This is a genomic window from uncultured Campylobacter sp., assembly GCF_937980635.1.
Taxonomy (GTDB): domain Bacteria; phylum Campylobacterota; class Campylobacteria; order Campylobacterales; family Campylobacteraceae; genus Campylobacter_B.
On record NZ_CALJPG010000002.1, the window covers coordinates 17,222 to 33,554 of the forward strand.

Annotated in this window: 13 protein-coding genes and 3 pseudogenes; 4 read left to right on the forward strand and 12 right to left on the reverse strand. The window is 45.9% G+C overall.

Annotated elements, in window-relative coordinates:
- Positions 1–136: 136 nt before the first annotated feature.
- The 3 genes from Q0460_RS00290 to exbB are packed head-to-tail and all read right to left on the reverse strand — an operon-like array spanning position 137 to position 1,785.
- Positions 137–985, reverse strand: a complete 849-nt coding sequence (locus Q0460_RS00290; protein ID WP_299083430.1) for an energy transducer TonB — start codon at positions 983–985, stop codon at positions 137–139.
- Complete coding sequence (gene exbD, locus Q0460_RS00295) at positions 982–1,365, reverse strand: TonB system transport protein ExbD (RefSeq protein ID WP_005872149.1); 384 nt, start codon at positions 1,363–1,365, stop codon at positions 982–984. The genes Q0460_RS00290 and exbD overlap by 4 nt, the downstream gene beginning before the upstream one ends.
- Positions 1,366–1,785, reverse strand: coding sequence for a TonB-system energizer ExbB (gene exbB / locus Q0460_RS00300; RefSeq protein ID WP_299083523.1), 420 nt, complete (start codon positions 1,783–1,785; stop codon positions 1,366–1,368). It lies immediately after the preceding gene.
- A 285-nt stretch (positions 1,786–2,070) separates the two neighbouring features.
- On the opposite strand from exbB, the gene Q0460_RS00305 reads away from it, so the two are divergent.
- The 3 genes from Q0460_RS00305 (at position 2,071) to tsaD (ending at position 7,248) form a co-directional block, all read left to right on the forward strand.
- On the forward strand, positions 2,071–4,140 hold the full coding sequence (locus tag Q0460_RS00305) for a TonB-dependent receptor (RefSeq protein WP_299083433.1): 2,070 nt from the start codon (positions 2,071–2,073) through the stop codon (positions 4,138–4,140).
- Positions 4,141–4,502: 362 nt separating this feature from the next.
- Positions 4,503–5,897: a cell envelope integrity protein CreD gene (gene creD / locus Q0460_RS00310; protein ID WP_299083436.1), complete on the forward strand. Its 1,395-nt coding sequence runs from the start codon at positions 4,503–4,505 to the stop codon at positions 5,895–5,897.
- A 343-nt stretch (positions 5,898–6,240) separates the two neighbouring features.
- Positions 6,241–7,248, forward strand: coding sequence for a tRNA (adenosine(37)-N6)-threonylcarbamoyltransferase complex transferase subunit TsaD (tsaD, locus tag Q0460_RS00315; RefSeq protein WP_299083439.1), 1,008 nt, complete (start codon positions 6,241–6,243; stop codon positions 7,246–7,248).
- Between the two features lie 206 nt (positions 7,249–7,454).
- On the opposite strand, the gene Q0460_RS00320 is transcribed toward tsaD, so the two are convergent.
- The 4 genes and pseudogenes from Q0460_RS00320 to Q0460_RS00335 form a co-directional block, all read right to left on the reverse strand.
- Positions 7,455–7,937 carry a hypothetical protein gene (locus Q0460_RS00320; RefSeq protein WP_299083442.1) on the reverse strand — a complete coding sequence of 161 codons (483 nt, stop codon included), beginning with the start codon at positions 7,935–7,937 and terminating at the stop codon, positions 7,455–7,457.
- 1 nt (position 7,938) lies between these two features.
- Positions 7,939–8,385, reverse strand: coding sequence for a hypothetical protein (locus tag Q0460_RS00325; protein WP_299083445.1), 447 nt, complete (start codon positions 8,383–8,385; stop codon positions 7,939–7,941).
- 325 nt (positions 8,386–8,710) lie between these two features.
- Positions 8,711–9,130, reverse strand: a pseudogene (locus Q0460_RS00330) (7-cyano-7-deazaguanine synthase); the annotation flags it as partial.
- A gap of 402 nt (positions 9,131–9,532) precedes the next feature.
- A pseudogene (locus Q0460_RS00335) lies at positions 9,533–9,781 on the reverse strand (7-cyano-7-deazaguanine synthase); the annotation flags it as partial.
- Positions 9,782–9,835: 54 nt separating this feature from the next.
- Between Q0460_RS00335 and ybeY the strand changes: the two are divergent.
- Positions 9,836–10,465 carry an rRNA maturation RNase YbeY gene (gene ybeY / locus Q0460_RS00340; RefSeq protein ID WP_299083448.1) on the forward strand — a complete coding sequence of 210 codons (630 nt, stop codon included), beginning with the start codon at positions 9,836–9,838 and terminating at the stop codon, positions 10,463–10,465.
- A gap of 210 nt (positions 10,466–10,675) precedes the next feature.
- On the opposite strand, the gene Q0460_RS00345 is transcribed toward ybeY, so the two are convergent.
- The 5 genes and pseudogenes from Q0460_RS00345 to priA all read right to left on the reverse strand — a co-directional run.
- A complete protein-coding gene (locus Q0460_RS00345; protein WP_299083451.1) occupies positions 10,676–11,482 on the reverse strand; it encodes a hypothetical protein in 807 nt (268 codons plus the stop codon).
- Positions 11,483–11,490: 8 nt separating this feature from the next.
- Positions 11,491–12,138: a hypothetical protein gene (locus tag Q0460_RS00350; protein WP_299083454.1), complete on the reverse strand. Its 648-nt coding sequence runs from the start codon at positions 12,136–12,138 to the stop codon at positions 11,491–11,493.
- 722 nt (positions 12,139–12,860) lie between these two features.
- Complete coding sequence (locus Q0460_RS00355; RefSeq protein ID WP_299083457.1) at positions 12,861–13,022, reverse strand: hypothetical protein; 162 nt, start codon at positions 13,020–13,022, stop codon at positions 12,861–12,863.
- 279 nt (positions 13,023–13,301) lie between these two features.
- Positions 13,302–14,213 (reverse strand): hypothetical protein, encoded by a 912-nt coding sequence (locus Q0460_RS00360; RefSeq protein WP_299083460.1) that lies wholly within the window; start codon positions 14,211–14,213, stop codon positions 13,302–13,304.
- A gap of 644 nt (positions 14,214–14,857) precedes the next feature.
- Positions 14,858–16,186, reverse strand: a pseudogene (gene priA, locus Q0460_RS10595) (primosomal protein N'); the annotation flags it as partial.
- Positions 16,187–16,333: the final 147 nt, after the last annotated feature.

Consider the following 16,333-nt stretch of genomic DNA (forward strand, 5'->3'; position numbering starts at 1 on the left):
AAGCGGCAGCAAGAGCAGTAAATTTTAAAATTTCACTTCGCCGAAATAGAATTTTGCGAGCTAAGATAAAGCGGCAAGGGCGGTAAAATTTTAAAATTTTACCGCTCAGGCAGAAGTTTTAGTAGAAGCTTTAAGGCTAGTTGAAATTTAGCGTATACTTTATGCTAAAGTTAAATTCCATATCTTTCTCGACCTTTGGAAAGCTGCCTTTTGTGCGCTCGACCGCGCTTAACGCGCCCTCATCAAGCGAATCGACATTCGAGGAAGACGTAACGCGAAGACCCTTAACATCACCGCTTGCCGTATAGGTAAAGTGCACGCCTACGACGCCGATTTTACGCATACGTTGGGCATTTTTAGGATAATGCGACTGCGCGTAGCGCGAAATGATGGCGAAAATTTTCTTTCCGACATCGCTATTGCTAGGATCGCCGCGGCTTGTTATAGCGTCGCTACCGCCGCCTGCTGCGCTGGAGCCGCCGCCTCCGCCGCTACCTAGCGAAATAGGCTTTGTCGGGTCGAATTTCGCCGTTAAATTCCTATCGCTGCTTTGAACTTTATGCTCTTTTTTAGGCTTGGGTTTTTCTATAGGTTTTGGTTTTTCTACCGGCTTTGGCTTGGGCTTTTCGACCGGTTTTGGTTTTTCAACTACAGGCTCTGGTATAGGCTCCGGTTCAGGAATCGGCTCGGGCTCCGGTATTGGCTCCGGCTCAGGCGGAGTTGGTTCCGGTTCGGGCTCGGGCTCCGGCGGAGTGGGCTCTGGCTCAGGATCCGGTTCAGACTGATCGGAAGGAGGCGGGATATTAGGCTCATCTGAGATATCGCCCTGCTTGGCCTCATCCATTATGCTATCGATGGAAAAAGCTATCATATCGGGCATGCTAGGCGGCTTCGGTGCCGACGATAAAAGAGCGAAAACACCCACAGCGATGATGCAATGCAGCACCAAAGATACGATAAAACCTACTGCGCTATCTTTATTCATTGCTCTTTTTCGGTCACGATCGCAAATTTTTCATGGCCTGCCTTTTTTAGGACATCCATGATAGAAATGAAAGAGGAAAATTTTGAGTCTTTATCATTTTTCAATACGACAAGATCGTTTTTATCGAGTGCGGCAATTTTTTTCTCAAGCTCATCCTCGCTTATTGCGACATCATCTAGATAAATTTTAGATTCGCTATCCACTTTAATAGTAACTTTTTTATCCTCTTGCGGGTTTTGCGAGCTCGAAGACGAGGGCAGATTGACCTTGATATGACCCTGCGCGATAAAAGTCGAAACGCTAAGTACGATCGCTAGTAGTACCAGCATAATGTCGATGAACGGGACGATATTTAGCCCGTCTCGTCTAGGAATGCTCATTTATTTAACCTCTTCGTAGCGGTTTAGAAGCACATCGACCTTGCGGACGAAACCGTTGTAGATGATGAGCGTAGGTACGGCGACTGCTAGACCAGTAGCGGTAGCTTTAAGCGCGAGTGAAAGACCTTGCATGATAGCCTTGGTATCGATACCGCTTGCAGTACTCATATCAAAAAAGGTGATCATAATGCCGATGACAGTACCTAAAAGACCGATATACGGGGCATTTGAATAAACAATATAAAGCGTCGTTAAATTTTTTGTCAGAGCCTCTTCATATAGCGCCTTGCTTTTGTAATCGCTCGCCTTAACCTTCGAATAAAAAAGCAGCCTTTCGATAGTAAACCACACGACTAAAAAGCTCATAAATCCGAGGATCGCAAAGATAATGTAATCCACGTAATGCGCCAAAAATTCCATAATGCCCATAAGCTCTCCTTAAAAATTTTAAAAATTTTTATAAATTCAGCAAATCGCCTTGCCAAAAAAATGAGCGATTTTATCAAAAGTAGATTTAATTTTTACTAAAATTTTGATGATCGATATTTAAATTATATTTTATCATTTAGCTTTATTTAATGATAATAAAGCATTCGGAGATAGAATTCTAATGATTTTAAAATGTCTTGATAATTAATATAAAATAAAGGATTAATTTTATATTATTTATAGTTTTTTAATCTCATTATCATTTAGGAGTTTCGTATGAAAAAATTTCATCTGGCTTTGTCTTTGTGCGCGGTTCTTTGCTTAAGCGCACAAGCAGACGAGAAATCAAGCGCTACGGACGCGTCCAAAAGCAAGGATTCAAATACGCAAAGCTTAGGCGTAATCGAAGTTACTAGCGATTCTAGCACGCCTAGCACCGTGGATGATGTCAAAATCAACACCCGCAATGCCACGCTCGTCAAAGACGTATTTCGCGATATTCCGGGCGTGTATGTGGGCGGCACCAACGGCATGAATCAAAAAATTTATATGCGCGGCGTGAGCGATCGCGGTCTAAATATCACGATTGACGGCGCGAAACAAAACGGCAATACCTTTCATCACAACGCCGATTTATTAATCGATCCGGATCTTATCAAAGCCGTAGAGGTCGATGTAGGCGCGCGCTCGGTCGTGAACGGCTCGGGCGCCTTGGGTGGCTCGGTAGCTTTTAAGACGGTAGATGCTTCTGATCTGCTTGAGGACGGACAGGATATCGGCGCGAAGCTCAAAGTGGGCTATACGAGCAACAACGAGGGCTATTCGCAAAGCGCGATGCTCTACGGCAGGGCATTTGATAGCCTAGATATGCTTGCTGCGTTTAAGCACTACGGATACGGCTTCGGCGAATCTGGCAACGGCAAGCCTACGGGCGGCGACGGCAACGATATAAATTATTTATTAAAAGCGGGCTATAGCTTTTTGGATTTTCATAAAATTTCGCTCTCTACCGAGCATATGCAGTATAAAGGTCTCTATCCGCTGCGACCGGAATTCGGCTCATGGCTAAACGGGCAGCTGGATAACCGCAAATACGAGCGCGATACACACACGATCAAATACACATATAATCCAAGCGACTTGCTAGAACTCGACATCACGGGATATTACACCAAGCATCAACGCATCGGATCGATTTCGACGAACGTAAAATGGGGCGTCGAGACCAAGGGCGGCAAAATCGGCGCTAAGAGTAAATTTGAAACGGGCGATCTGGCTCATACGCTGCGTTACGGCTTTGATTACTACCGCTCCGAAAACTACGTAAAACCTGGAAATTTGCGTCCGGAAAGGGTTGATAACTACAGCGTCTATTTAGAGGATGCTATGCGATACGGCGGGCTTACGGTAACTCCTGGCGTGCGCTACGAAAGGCACGAGTTAAAAACTTACAACGGTAGAGGCGTGAATATCTCGAGCTACAAATATAAATTCGACGAAGTAAGCCCCGCCTTGGCGCTTGATTACGAGATCGGCGCGGGATTTGGAGCGTTTGCGAGCTATGCGCGAGTATTTAGAGGACCAGACGTAATGGAGAGTATGATGGCTGCGGGCACTAGCCGCGGCAGACCGCTAAGTTGGATGGCTAACGAAAGTTTAAAAGCCACCACGGGCAACGCCTACGAAATAGGTGGTCGCTACAAAAGCGATCTGGGGGAGAATTCCTCGGTAAGCTTAACCGCAAAATATTTCAGGACGGAGTATAAAAATCTCATCGTAGATAACAATGCGGCGGGCGGAATCGTCGGCTGCCCGGGAGGCGCACAGGGCACCTTATGCAGGGCTAATGCAGGCGGTGCGGATATCGACGGCGTCGAGCTTTACGCAAGATTAATATTAGATGATTTAAGTCTTGCTGCGGGCTACACCCATCAGCACGTAGAATATAAAGACCGCGTGCGCAGCGGCTCGGGCTATCTAAGCTCAAACATCATCGGCTACCGCGACTATGGCGATAAATACACCTTCAATGCCGAGTACGCAATCTCTGCGGCGGATCTACTGCTGGGCTATAACTTGCTCTTTTTCGACTCCAAAAACGTAGCCTCCGCAAATAGCGACGGAAAAACAAAAGTGCCTAGTTACGCGGTTCACGATCTATACGTTACCTACGCTCCGGATAGCGGGCGATTTAAAGGGCTTGAGATCAACGCGGGCGTTTACAATCTCTTTGATAAAGCCTACGCGTCGCACTCGCAGCGCAGCGCCGATTTCACCGGAGATTCAAACGCTATCGACTGGGAGCCGGGACGAAATTTCAAGCTAAGCGTGGCGTATAAATTTTAAAGCTTACGCGAGATGACCGCACGAAATTTTGCACGCTAGAGCGGCGAAATTTTAAAAATTCAAAGCCCTTGGAATTTTAAAATTCCTAGGGCTTTGGAAATTTGAAATTCCAAGGGCTTTGAATTTCAAGCCTTTAAATTCTACTAACAGAAATTTTCTCATAAAATTTTTGCAAATAGCAAAATTCTCATTCGCAATGAAATTCTAGCTTACGGCAAAATCCTCAAAATTCAAAGCGATATCCGCAGCGCTTCACATCCGAAGCTCGTTTAGAATTTATAAAATTCCTCCCGCTTCAAGCGCCGTCCGTTTACTCTTCGTCGTTAAAATTCTGTTTTAAATTCTACTTAAAAGGAGAGCCTTTGTTAAATTCTACTAAAAACGCCATTCGCGGGGCGTTTTGGACGAAACCGTTCATAGTTTTAGTGCTACTTTTGCTGCTGTTAATTCCGCTAAGCTTTATCGATAATCTTACCTACTCGCGCTCCGAAACCAAGCAGCTCGCGCAGGATTCGATCCTCACACCGGTGGGCGGCGAGCTGCAAATCCAGGGTCTCGCGATCGTCGTGCCCTATGCAGAGGTAATCGAAGCGATAGACAAAAGCAACAACGAGCTCGTAAAAAGGCGCGTAGAGAAAAATTTCATCATCGTGCCTAAAAACTACTCCCTTGCGGCGGAGATCGACCCCACCTATCTAAAGCGCGGGATTTTTCGCGTTCCGATATATAACGGCGACTTTGCGCTTAAGGCGGACTTTGAGGCGATAAACTATACCGAGCTCGGCGTCGATCCTGCGCGACTAAATTTCGACGAAGCCGTGCTAGTGCTCGGCGTAGGCAATCAAAAATCCTTCACCGCTTCTCCCGCTTTAAGCTTAAACGGCAAGGAGCTTAAGCAATATCACGGCAACACCGAGGCTAAAATTTTCGATCGGAGTTTAATCTACAAGCTCCCCGCTTCCGCGCTGTCGTCTGATTTTAGCATTAGCGGCACGCTTAAAATCCAAGGCGGCGAGGCGCTTCATCTAGCTCCGATCGCGCAAAATAGCCGTTTTGAAATTAGCTCTACTTGGGCATCGCCTAGCTTTGGCGGCGGCTTTATCGCCAAATCGCGCGAGGTAAGCGCTAGCGGTTTTAAAGCTTCGTGGGAAGTTACAGGCTTAGCCGCAGGGATTGCTCCTGCGTGGCTTGCAGATCAAGATGACCGCGTCGCTATGACGAACTGGCGCAGCAACGACGATAGAAATGACGCCGTAAGCATCGGCTTCATCGAGCCCGTGAATAACTACTCGCTGATTAAACGCTGCACGGATTACGCTCTGTTATTCTTAGCGGTGCCGTTTTTAGCGATCTTTTTGTGCGAGGTTTACACTCACGAGCGCATCCATCCGATCCAATACCTATTAATAGGGCTTGAGGACGTCGTTTTCTACCTGCTGGTGCTTTCGCTCTCCGAACACATCGGCTTTGCGATCAGCTACGCTATCTCGGCGATCGCGGTAAGTGCAATAGTGTTTTTCTACGCAAGCGCGATTTTCAAAGGCGCGCGCTGGGGCATTTTCATCACTTGCGTTCAGCTCGTTTCATACGCGATCCTCTATGTCATCTTAAATTCCGAAGACTACGCGCTCCTAATGGGAAGCTTGATGATATTCGCGGTGATTTCGCTCGTTATGTATTTTACGCGCAAGCTCGATTGGTACGACACCGCGATCCCAAGCGGCGAGAAAAAACAGGAACAAGAGCCCGAAATTTAGCCTTTAAATTTACCACCAAATTTAATCGCAACGGCCTTTGGAGCTTTAAAATCCAAAGGCCTTTTTAAATTTGCCCGCTAAATTTCGACTGCCCAAATTTCATCTATTTAAAATTTTACCCGCCGCGGCAGGCAAACTGCGGTGTGGAAGCAAGATGCGCGGCGACGCGTTTTAAATTTAATTCCGTTAGCGCGCCGAGCCGAACGGCGTATTTTAAAATTTAGCCCCGCGAGTGGAAGCATGTCGCGACAAAGACAAAATTTAAAGCGCGCCGTTTTAAATTTTAAAATTTCATCTGCGCCGATTTTTGAGTATAATGAGCGAAAAATTTTAAGGATTTTGTGTGATACTTGCTATTGAGAGCAGCTGCGACGACAGCTCGGTCGCGGTGATGGATGAGCGCAGTTTCGAGCTGAAATTTTACGAAAAAATAAGCCAGGAGGCCGATCACGCCAGATACGGCGGCGTCGTGCCCGAGCTTGCCGCGAGGCTGCATACGGAGGCGCTGCCGCGGATTTTACAGCGCGCAAAGCCCTATTTTAGCGAGCTTAGCGCCGTCGCAGCGACCAATACCCCGGGGCTCAGCGTGAGCCTGATCGGCGGCGTGAATATGGCAAAAGCGCTCGCGCTCGCGCTAAATTTGCCGCTCATCGGCGTAAATCATCTCATAGGCCACGTTTACTCGCTGTTTTTAGGCGGCGAGGCGCGATTTCCGATGGGCGTTTTGCTCGTTAGCGGCGGGCATACGATGGTTTTGGATATCGGCGCGGCGGGGGGTATCGAAATTTTAGCGACTACGGGCGACGACAGCTTCGGCGAGAGCTTCGATAAGGTCGCAAAGATGCTGGGGCTCGGCTATCCGGGCGGCGCGCTCATCGAGGAGCTCGCAAAAGGCGGCGAGCCACGGTTCGAGCTGCCCGTGCCGCTGAAGGGCGACAGGCGGCTGGAGTATAGCTTTTCGGGGCTTAAAAACGCCGTGCGCGTGCAGATCGAAAAGCTAAAAGAGGCAGGCGAGCTGGATAAGCGGGCGATGCACGATCTGGCGCGCTGCTTTGAGGATGCAGCGTGCGCACACATACTGGATAAATTGCAGCGGATCTTTGAGCTGCGCTGCTTTACGCGCTTCGGTGTCGTAGGCGGAGCGAGCGCGAACCTGCATCTGCGCGGACTTCTAACGGATTTGTGCGAACGGGTGGGCTGCGAGATACTTTTCGCACCGATGAAATTTTGCTCCGACAATGCCGCTATGATCGCGCGCGCGGCGATAGAAAAGCTGCGTAAAAAGGAATTTACGGCACCCACAGAGCTTGAGATCATCCCGCATCTAAATCTACGCTCGGCATTTGAGTAAAATTTTATCTCGCGCTCGCTCACGGTTAGGTTTCGGATAAAATTCGCTTTGAATTTACGCATCGCGTTTGAAGCTCGCGCCACGTTTTACTAAATCTCTTTCGTGCTCGCACCGCCATCGGTGCCGCTACTCTTGCGCGTCCTCGCCATTTGCAATATCTGCTAAAATTTGATCGGCTTGTTTACTCGTCATTTTTTTATCCTTTCTCAATCGTGTAAAAATGTTACAATCTGGTGTTCTTTTGGTAGAAATTTTCTACCGCCAATTCCACGACTACCATATTCTTTTAAAGCCTCATTAAGCACCTTATAGAGCTCATCTAAAGAAATTCCGTCAATACTAGAATTTATATTTTCTAGCTTATATTTGATAAAAAACGGATTATCGACTAGCATTTTACTTGTGGTTTCGTCATAGACCCGTCTAATATCAAGCTCAATTTCTCTACCTTTATAATAAAGCAGCCAAATCTCCTCTCCGGTATATCCGTCTCTTGGATCAGGCAGATGCGGGCTACAAACAAAGATAAGCCAAATATCTCTTTGCCTGTCGATGACCCAGTCTAACCACTTTATTTCATCAGGCTCCTGTGGATCATAATGATATTTTGCCAAGCGCTGATCTACACGATTTATAATATCATATTTCTTAATATCCTCTTTAGAAATATATTCTGCTACAAACGCCATTTTATTTTTCCTTTCTTACATCTATTAACGCTACACTAAAATCATCCTTATCCTCCCAGCCTGGTCTAAATTTAAAATCAATCAAAACATCTCTCAATATTTTAATGACTTCATTATCTGGAATAATAGAATTTATAACATTTACCTCGATAATTTTCCACACCCTTTGAAATTTGCGTCCATCCACTTCTTGATCATATTCGTAGTCCAAAAGAATATCTAAATTATTTCCTTGAATATAAAGCCTCCATAGCTTTTTGCTCCCATAACCATAATCATACCCTTCATTTGGTAGTCTTTCAATTAAAAGAAACCAAATATCTTTTTGTCTATCAACAACAAAATTTCTAGGTAGTTCTTCATGATACGGACTATATTGATAAAAAATTTTACTCAATCCATACTTCTCATCATCCTCTTTGGTGATGATTGCATTTTCAAACGCCATTTCCTACTCCTTAAAATTTAATTCTCGGACTATACCGCGATATGTTTATATTCGCCTATGCGCTCATAAATAGCGCAGGAGTTAAATTTATAATTGATTTTTGCTTTGAACCCCACTCAATACTCTCGTTAAAATTTTTAAAATTTCAAAGTGCGGTTTAAATTTACAGCCGCGGCTCGGCGCGCGCTAAAGCGCAAACCGCCGCCGTATGTTTTGAAATCCCGCTGCAAATCATGCGGCGCTACGTATTCAAAAACCCGCGCATATCAGGCGCTGCAATGACGCGCCGAGCCGCGCGGGCTCCGTAAATTTCGCCGCGGCACGCCTAAGCTTTTATCGCGTAGGGGATTTTATCTTTCGCACCGGCGCCCGCAAAGCCTTTAAGCCGCAGCAGGCAGCTGTCGCAAAGCCCGCACGCAGCGTCCTCGCGGTCGTAGCAGCTCCACGTAAGCTCTAGCGGCACGCCGATTCTAAGCGCTAGCGAGACGATCTGCGCCTTGCTGAGGTGCACGAGCGGGGTTTTGATGCGCGGATGAAAGCCGCGGCTCGTGCCCAGATCGAGCGCTCGCTCAAACGCGCCGATGAAGCTCGCGCTACAGTCGGGGTAGCCGCTGCTGTCCTCCTGCACCACGCCGATGAAGATCGCGTCGCAGCGCTCCTTCTCGGCGAGCGCGGCGGCGATGCTCAAAAACACGCCGTTGCGAAACGGCACGTAGGTGCTCGGCAGATCCGAAAACGCGTTCTCGCCGCTTGGCGGTGAAATTTTATCGCTTTGGCTTTGCGATGAAATTTTATCCTCTGCACGCTTTGATGAAATTTTATCGCCCTGCTGCGGCTCGGCTCCGCTTTGAAGTGAAATTTCACCTTCTTGAACCGGAATTTTGCTACCCTGCGGTGAAATTTTGTCGTCGCGAGCTAAAATTTTGCCGCTCTGCACGCAGCTACTCCGCGCCGAATCTACGCCGAGCAGAACGTCCGCGGAGCTCGTCATGAAATTTGACGCAGTAAAATTTTGCCCGCCAGTCTCGGCATTAGTAGAATTTGCTGCGATAGAATTTTGCCCGTCTAGGCGAGCATTCTTGGAATTTGCCGCGCTGTCAATCTCGGCGCTAGCGGACTTTGCGGCGCCGCGAAGCTCCGCAGCACCTTTTCTGATCGACAAAGTGCCGTCCGTAAGGGCGCTGCCGCCAATTTGCGCGATGAAGCGAGCGTCCAAAATAAACCTCTTTGCAACCCCCAAATCGTCGCAAATTTTACCGAAGCACTCGCGCTCCTTGTCCATCGTGCGCTGATTATAATCGAAATGCAGCGCCACGATCTCGTAACCTTCGTGCCTCGCGATATAGGCGCAGGTCGCGCTGTCCATGCCGCCGCTGATCACGCATAAAGCTCTCATTTTCGTCCTTTTTTTGCTAAAATTATACGAAAATTTTATAAAAGAGGGGTAAAAATGATACTTTGCGAGCAGCCCTATCCCGAAATTTTGGACGCTATCGCGGCGGAGCTGGGCGGCGGGAGCGTCGAGCTAATTTTCGTGCGCGGCGAGGAGATGCGGCAGCTAAACGCGCAAACGCGCGGCATAGATAAGACGACCGACGTGCTGAGCTTCCCGCTCGATCCTGCGGCGTTTGCGGGCTTTGGCGAGGATTTGAGCGAAGAGAGCTCCGCGCATGAAAACAGCGGCGGCAAAATTCTAAACGCTGCAAATTCTGCTAGTGAAAATACAGGCACCGTGAATTCTGCGAGTGAAAATTCCAATACTATAAATTCCGAAAATTCCGAGGGCGAAAGTTTTAACGATGAAAATTTAAAGAATGAAAATTTTGGCGGCGAGAATTTCGCTCCCGCGTTGCTCGGCTCGGTCGTGATAAATTTAGACCTCGTAGAGCTGAAAGCCGCGCAGCTAGGGCACGGCACGGATGACGAGACGGCGCTGCTTTTTACGCACGGCTTGCTGCACGTGCTAGGTTACGATCACGAAAGCGACGACGGACAGATGCGCGCCAAAGAGTGCGAGATCATCGAAAAATTCCGCCTTCCAAAAAGCCTGATCGTGCGAGCGGAGGAAAACGAGGAATAAGCGCCGTATATCGAAAAGGGGCGAGCAAGGTATGTGCGGTGGCGAAAACTCTAATCAAATTTTAAAAACGCAGATTGGGAAGCAAAAACTGCAAGCCCAAAACCGCAGCGATAAAAGGATTTTTAGGATAAATCGCCGTAATTTCCCAACCAAAATTTCGCATGCTCAAAATTATTAATCGCAACTGAATATATTTGTATGATTAAATACTTAATGGTAAATTTTTGTATTTAAATACAAATTTCTACAAACGGATGTTTGTGAAACTTTGTCTTTAAATTTACTAATTTTAATAGAAACCGCTTTAAGACCGTTTATTAAATTTACGGAATCGATAAAAAGCAGATAGTCTTTATCCTTATATTTTATCGGTCCAAAATAAATCAGGGTGTTTCTTTCAATTTTATTTTGATAATCCTCAAAATCTGCCCTGCTATAATATGAATCGTATGAGGGGTCTTTTATAATTTTACTGCACTCTTGCGGATCTAGAATATACATAAAATTTGCAAAAGACATCTCGTATTGCCGAAAATCTCTATACGTCATAATATACAAAAGCTTATTATCAAATTTATATAACGTAAATCCTCTCCCCGTAAAGCCGTCTCTAATCGTTTTATTCATATCCATATACCAGCAATCGCCCATATTTTTCTTTAAAACGGGGTTATTGTAATCCGTCGTATCAAAAACCAGAGGCTTGATTACGCTTATATTTTTCCATTCGAACAGATCATCGTAAAAGTCGTTGCAGAAGTCTCTTTCTTTTGATAAATGCTCTTCATACTCTTTTTTGAGCGTTGCATTTCTATCTATTTGCCAAAAGCTAACGGTTTTTCCGTTGAAAGTGGTTTCTCCTTCTACCATACCGGAAGGATTGTTTCTTACTACTTTCCTATCATTAGCTTTCCATAAAGCTATTTTTAAATCAAAAGGAATTTCCGTATCGCTTACATCGTTTGCATTCGCAAATAGTGCAAATGCGATCATTAGAATAAGAATATGAATCCACATAACCGCCCCTATCGATAAAGCTTCGTGTTTAAGTATGAATTGCTACAAACAGGCATTTGTAAAATACCGTCTTTAAATTTCCTGATTGCGACGTTGAATAGTTGTCCGCTGTGCGTATTGTCAAAATCTATGAAAAGTAGATAGTCTATATCTTTATAACGTATCGGTTCGGCATAAAACAGACGTGGTTTATATATAATATTGCCCGGAATTTCTAAATTTACCCTGCTACGAGGATCTTTTATGATTTTACTACATTCTTGCGGATCTAAAATGTAAGCAAGATTTGCGAAATCATCCGTCTGATATATATAAGGAGTAGTTTTGTAAATCATAATATACAAAAGCTTATTATCAAATTTATATAACGTAAATCCTCTCCCCGTAAAGCCGTCTCTAATCGTTTTATTCATATCCATATACCAGCAATCGCCCATATTTTTCTTTAAAACGGGGTTATTGTAATCCGTCGTATCAAAAACCAGAGGCTTGATTACGCTTATATTTTTCCATTCGAACAGATCATCGTAAAAGTCGTTGCAGAAGTCTCTTTCTTTTGATAAATGCTCTTCATACTCTTTTTTGAGCGTTGCATTATCTTCTATCGTAAAAAAATAAAAACTCTTGCCGTTAAAGGTAGTTGCACCCCGGATCATAGGTTCGTGGAGGGCTTTTCTTACAACTTTTTTATCTTGAATTTTCCATAAAATAGGTTCCAGTTGCCATGGCATCGATGGATGCTTTATATCATCCGCTTTTGCGAACGATACAGCAAACAAGATCGCTAAAATAAAAGCACGAATTTGCATCCCTTGCTCCTTAAATGGGCTTTTGGAATCCTAAAAGCGTTTTTTGTTATCGGTTGTATAAGCTTATACAACATAATTACTTAATAAAAGTATAAAATACATTTCATATCCGCACAAATATGAATTTATGCATACCGCCGATCTATACGGCAGGCTTTCAGTGTTTAAATTACAGATCAATTTTATTCACATTCATGAATGTATGGATCTTTTAGGGTAAATTCGCCATGATCTCCCAACCAAAACGTCGCATACTCAAAATTATCAATCGCAAATGTCGCATGGTGCTCGCTGTACACCATGCGCGACCTGCATTTTTTGCCTTCGTAATCATAATGATATGATAATTTTTTATAAAACTCGATGCTTTTGTTATCAAAGTCGTAGCCCAGCGCGATATCTTGATTTCGCCCGTCGTAAAAATGGATATAGTCGAAATCGAGGTTATAATAAACCTTGCAATGACCATTTTCGCCGTTTATTATGGCATCGCTGCAATATTTTTCTAGTTTTAATTTCTCTTTTTCAAACTCATGCCGTAGCTCGGTCTGCTCAGACCGGTCTAAATTTTATGTTTTCTCAGTAAAAAATTCCTCTTCATAACGAAGCGCCTTTTGCAATAAAATAGCCGCATATTCGGCCTTTTTGGAATAAAAATATAGGAAATAAGAGGTGTATAACATAAAGATAAAACCCGCAAAAATCACAAAATTTCTAAGTAGTTTTTTCAAATCGTCGCCTTTATATGCTCTATATCGGTGCAAATAGTTTTGCCTCTTTCAAAAATAGCGATGACTTATTATATCCCGTTAAGATTAAATCGCATTTGCAATTTGATATTATATTTTGATTTTAATCTGATATAAGAATGATGGGGCGTAAAATTTATCGTCGTATCATATAAATTCCGCGGGCAAAATTTATATAAACAAAATTCGCTTAACTGCACGCCTAGCCAAACTCACAGAGTATGTATTTATTCCTGCGGACAAACCCTCAAGCGCGCCGATTTAGAATTTAAATTTCTTAAATTCTATCTTTTCATCGAAAACCGATATCGTGCGCCGTAGCTCGTCTATATCGACATTTAGCACGGCTAAGAAATACTCTCGTAGCTGCACATATTCATCTTTGTTTGCCATCAAAATATTCATTATATCGACGTTGGCGTTTTCTTTATATAGCACAAGCTGATCGTGAATGCCGAAAAATCCGAGGCTGCCATTATGTAGATGCATAAATATCTTAGAGCCGTAAAGCAGGGTAAGTACCATAGTAAAAATACAAACTATATTTCTAATATTAACACTCACGCTTTCGTCGTCTCCGCCAAACTTAAGCGCGAGTAAAACCCAAACGGCGATAACGATCTTAAGGGCTAACGGCATTTGCTGCCTCCAACTCCATCTACAATCGAAGCTAACCGCCATCGCACCGATCTTTTGTAGCTCAAAAAATTTCACAATTTCGCCCTTTTTATAATACTCGACGGCGGAGTTCGTCATCACGAAATATGCTTCGCCCTCGCGCCTAGCTGCCTCTATGAGCGGCAAGGGCACTAGGATAAACATTTGCAATACGCCTAGCTCTGGCGGCCCCACCACGATGACGGCAAAAAACAAAAATATTAAAAATACGCAGCACATCGCAGGGAATTGATATTTAACGTAATCGCGATATAGATGATCCGTGATGATTAATGGGGCTCTGTCATAATCTATGATTATGGTTTGATCCTCGCTCGAAAGGCTCGCATCCTTGTCGGTATACGTTTCTGCGCTATCATCTGCAAGCTCCGAGCCATCTAGTTTTAAATTCAGATCGCAAGCATCAGGCTTATCACTATCTGTCTGCGATCTGCGAGGCGCCTTTGCATGACTTCCGCGTAAGGCTCCTCTTAGCTCATCTAAATTATCGCTCAAATCGTCTCCTTAAATTTTACCCGAAATTTTGCCACTCTTTTTTAGCCCGTTCTGCAAACGGATGCTGCAAAAAAGCGTCCGCGACGAATAAAATTTCGCTCGAATTTTAAAAGCTCCGTCTAGCCGAAGTTTACGGGGTCCATATCGATCTCGACGGGCAGATGCTCAAGCGCGCGCGCGGCGTTAATCAGCGGCACGTGCGAGCCGGCGCGTAGTAGAATTTCAAAGCGAAATTTCGACGCGATATAGGCGATACCGGCCTTACCGTAGCCGATGATCTCGAAGCTCTCGCTCGCTTTCTCTTTCAAATACTGCGCGGAATTTTCGGCAGGACTTTCGGCCGCTAAATTTATAAAATTTTGCGCGGTGCCGTTTCTTTCGGGCTTTAAATTTACGCTATCCGCGTCCATGTAGCGAGCTGAAATTTGCGCTGTGTTTTTTAAATTTGAAGCATTTTTTTGGGGGCTTAAATTTACATCGCTCCCGCACAGATCCGAGCTTTGAAATTTAGAATTTGACATCTGCTTACCGCCCTGCTGTGCAAAATTTTGTAAATTCAAAGCGCTTAAATTTGCTCTCCTCGCGTCCAGCCCGTCATGCGATGCAAACGCGCTGCCTCCCGCCTGTTTGCGGCGCAAAAGCTCAAGCGCCACGTTCATTATCTCGCTCGCCGCCTTTTCGTTTTTATGCGAGATCAGCACGCGCAAAAGCCGCATATACGGCGGATAGAGCCCCTCTCGAAACTCCGCCTCGTCGCGCAAAAAATCATCGTAGTTTTCGATATAATCCCTAAAAAAGCCGCTCTGGCGCGTCTGTATGACGACCCTGCCCTGTCCCGAGCGGCCCGCGCGGCCAGCCACCTGCATCGCAAGCGCCAGTGTCTTTTCACGCGCCCTAAAATCGGGATAGCTCAGATGCTCGTCGATCCCCATTATCACCGCAAGATCGACGCCGTGGTAATCGTGCCCCTTGCTAAGCATCTGTGTGCCTACCAAAATGTCGATTTTATGGGCGTTGAAGTTATTGAGCAGCGCCTCAAGCTTGCGCTGCGTGGTGATCTCGTCGCGATCAAATTTTGCGATACGGGCACTTGGGAAACGCGCCGTAAGCTGTGCCGCAAGCTCGCCGGTACCGATCTTGCGCGCCTGCATCACCTCGCCGCCGCAGTTTTCGCAAGACGCCTTGTAAAACGTGCTAAAGCCGCAGTAATGGCACTTCAGCGCCGCAGCGTCCGCGTGATAGCTCATCCCGACGGCGCAAAACGGACAGCGCACGATCTGCCCGCAGTTTTCGCAAACCATATATTTGTAGTTCGCGCGCGTCGGCAAAAACACGACCGCCTGCTTGCCCGCTTCGAGGCTGCGCCCAATCTCGGTTAAAATTTTGGAGCTCAGCGCCGTCTCGCTCTCATCGAAAATAAAGCGCTTGGCGCTGCTAAAATAGGTGCCGCGCAGGCGGAAGTGCGGCTGCTTCGCGTAGGTGCTAAGCGCGGGCGTCGCAGAGCCCAAAACCACGCGGATGCCGAGCTTTTTGCCGACGAAAATCGCGGCATCGCGGGCATTTAGGCGAGGCGCGGCGGCGGATTTGTAGCTGTCGTCGTGCTCCTCATCCACGACGATGAGGCCTAGATCGCTAAAGGGCAAAAACAGCGCTGAGCGAGCGCCCGCGATGAGCCGGATCTCGCCTGCGTTAAATTTTTCTAAAATTTCGCGCTTTTTTTTGGGCGAAATTTTAGAGTGCCAGACGCCGAGCCGCTCGCCGAAATAGCTTTGTAGCCGCTTCGTCATCTGCGGCGTAAGCGAAATCTCGGGCATCAAAAACAGCGCCTGTTTGCCCGCAGCGAGCGCCTGCGCAATCAGCGCGATATAAATTTCGCTCTTGCCGCTGCCCGTATCGCCGAAAATCAGTGACGTCTCGTTGGCTTCGGCAAATTTACGCGCTTGCTCTTGCGCGGGGGTGAGGTTTGGAATTTTACCTATTTGAAGCGGAGATAGCGACGGCAGGACGGGGCTTTGTGCCGCGGCGTCTGAATTTTGAATTGAGATAGAATTTTGCGCTGAAGTAGAATTTTGCGCTGAAGTAGAATCTTGAATCGAAATGGAATTCTCTCCCTCGGCAAA

Excerpts from the sequence above, each read along its gene's own strand:
- exbD (WP_005872149.1), bottom strand. The coding sequence starts at position 1,365 with ATGAGCATTCCTAGACGAGACGGGCTAAATATCGTCCCGTTCATCGAC.
- Q0460_RS00325 (WP_299083445.1), bottom strand. The coding sequence starts at position 8,385 with ATGGCGTTTGAAAATGCAATCATCACCAAAGAGGATGATGAGAAGTAT.
- Q0460_RS00350 (WP_299083454.1), bottom strand. The coding sequence starts at position 12,138 with ATGATCCGGGGTGCAACTACCTTTAACGGCAAGAGTTTTTATTTTTTT.
- exbB (WP_299083523.1), bottom strand. The coding sequence starts at position 1,785 with ATGGAATTTTTGGCGCATTACGTGGATTACATTATCTTTGCGATCCTC.
- Q0460_RS00320 (WP_299083442.1), bottom strand. The coding sequence starts at position 7,937 with ATGGCGTTTGTAGCAGAATATATTTCTAAAGAGGATATTAAGAAATAT.
- Q0460_RS00345 (WP_299083451.1), bottom strand. The coding sequence starts at position 11,482 with ATGTGGATTCATATTCTTATTCTAATGATCGCATTTGCACTATTTGCG.
- Q0460_RS00305 (WP_299083433.1), top strand. The coding sequence starts at position 2,071 with ATGAAAAAATTTCATCTGGCTTTGTCTTTGTGCGCGGTTCTTTGCTTA.
- Q0460_RS00290 (WP_299083430.1), bottom strand. The coding sequence starts at position 985 with ATGAATAAAGATAGCGCAGTAGGTTTTATCGTATCTTTGGTGCTGCAT.
- ybeY (WP_299083448.1), top strand. The coding sequence starts at position 9,836 with ATGATACTTTGCGAGCAGCCCTATCCCGAAATTTTGGACGCTATCGCG.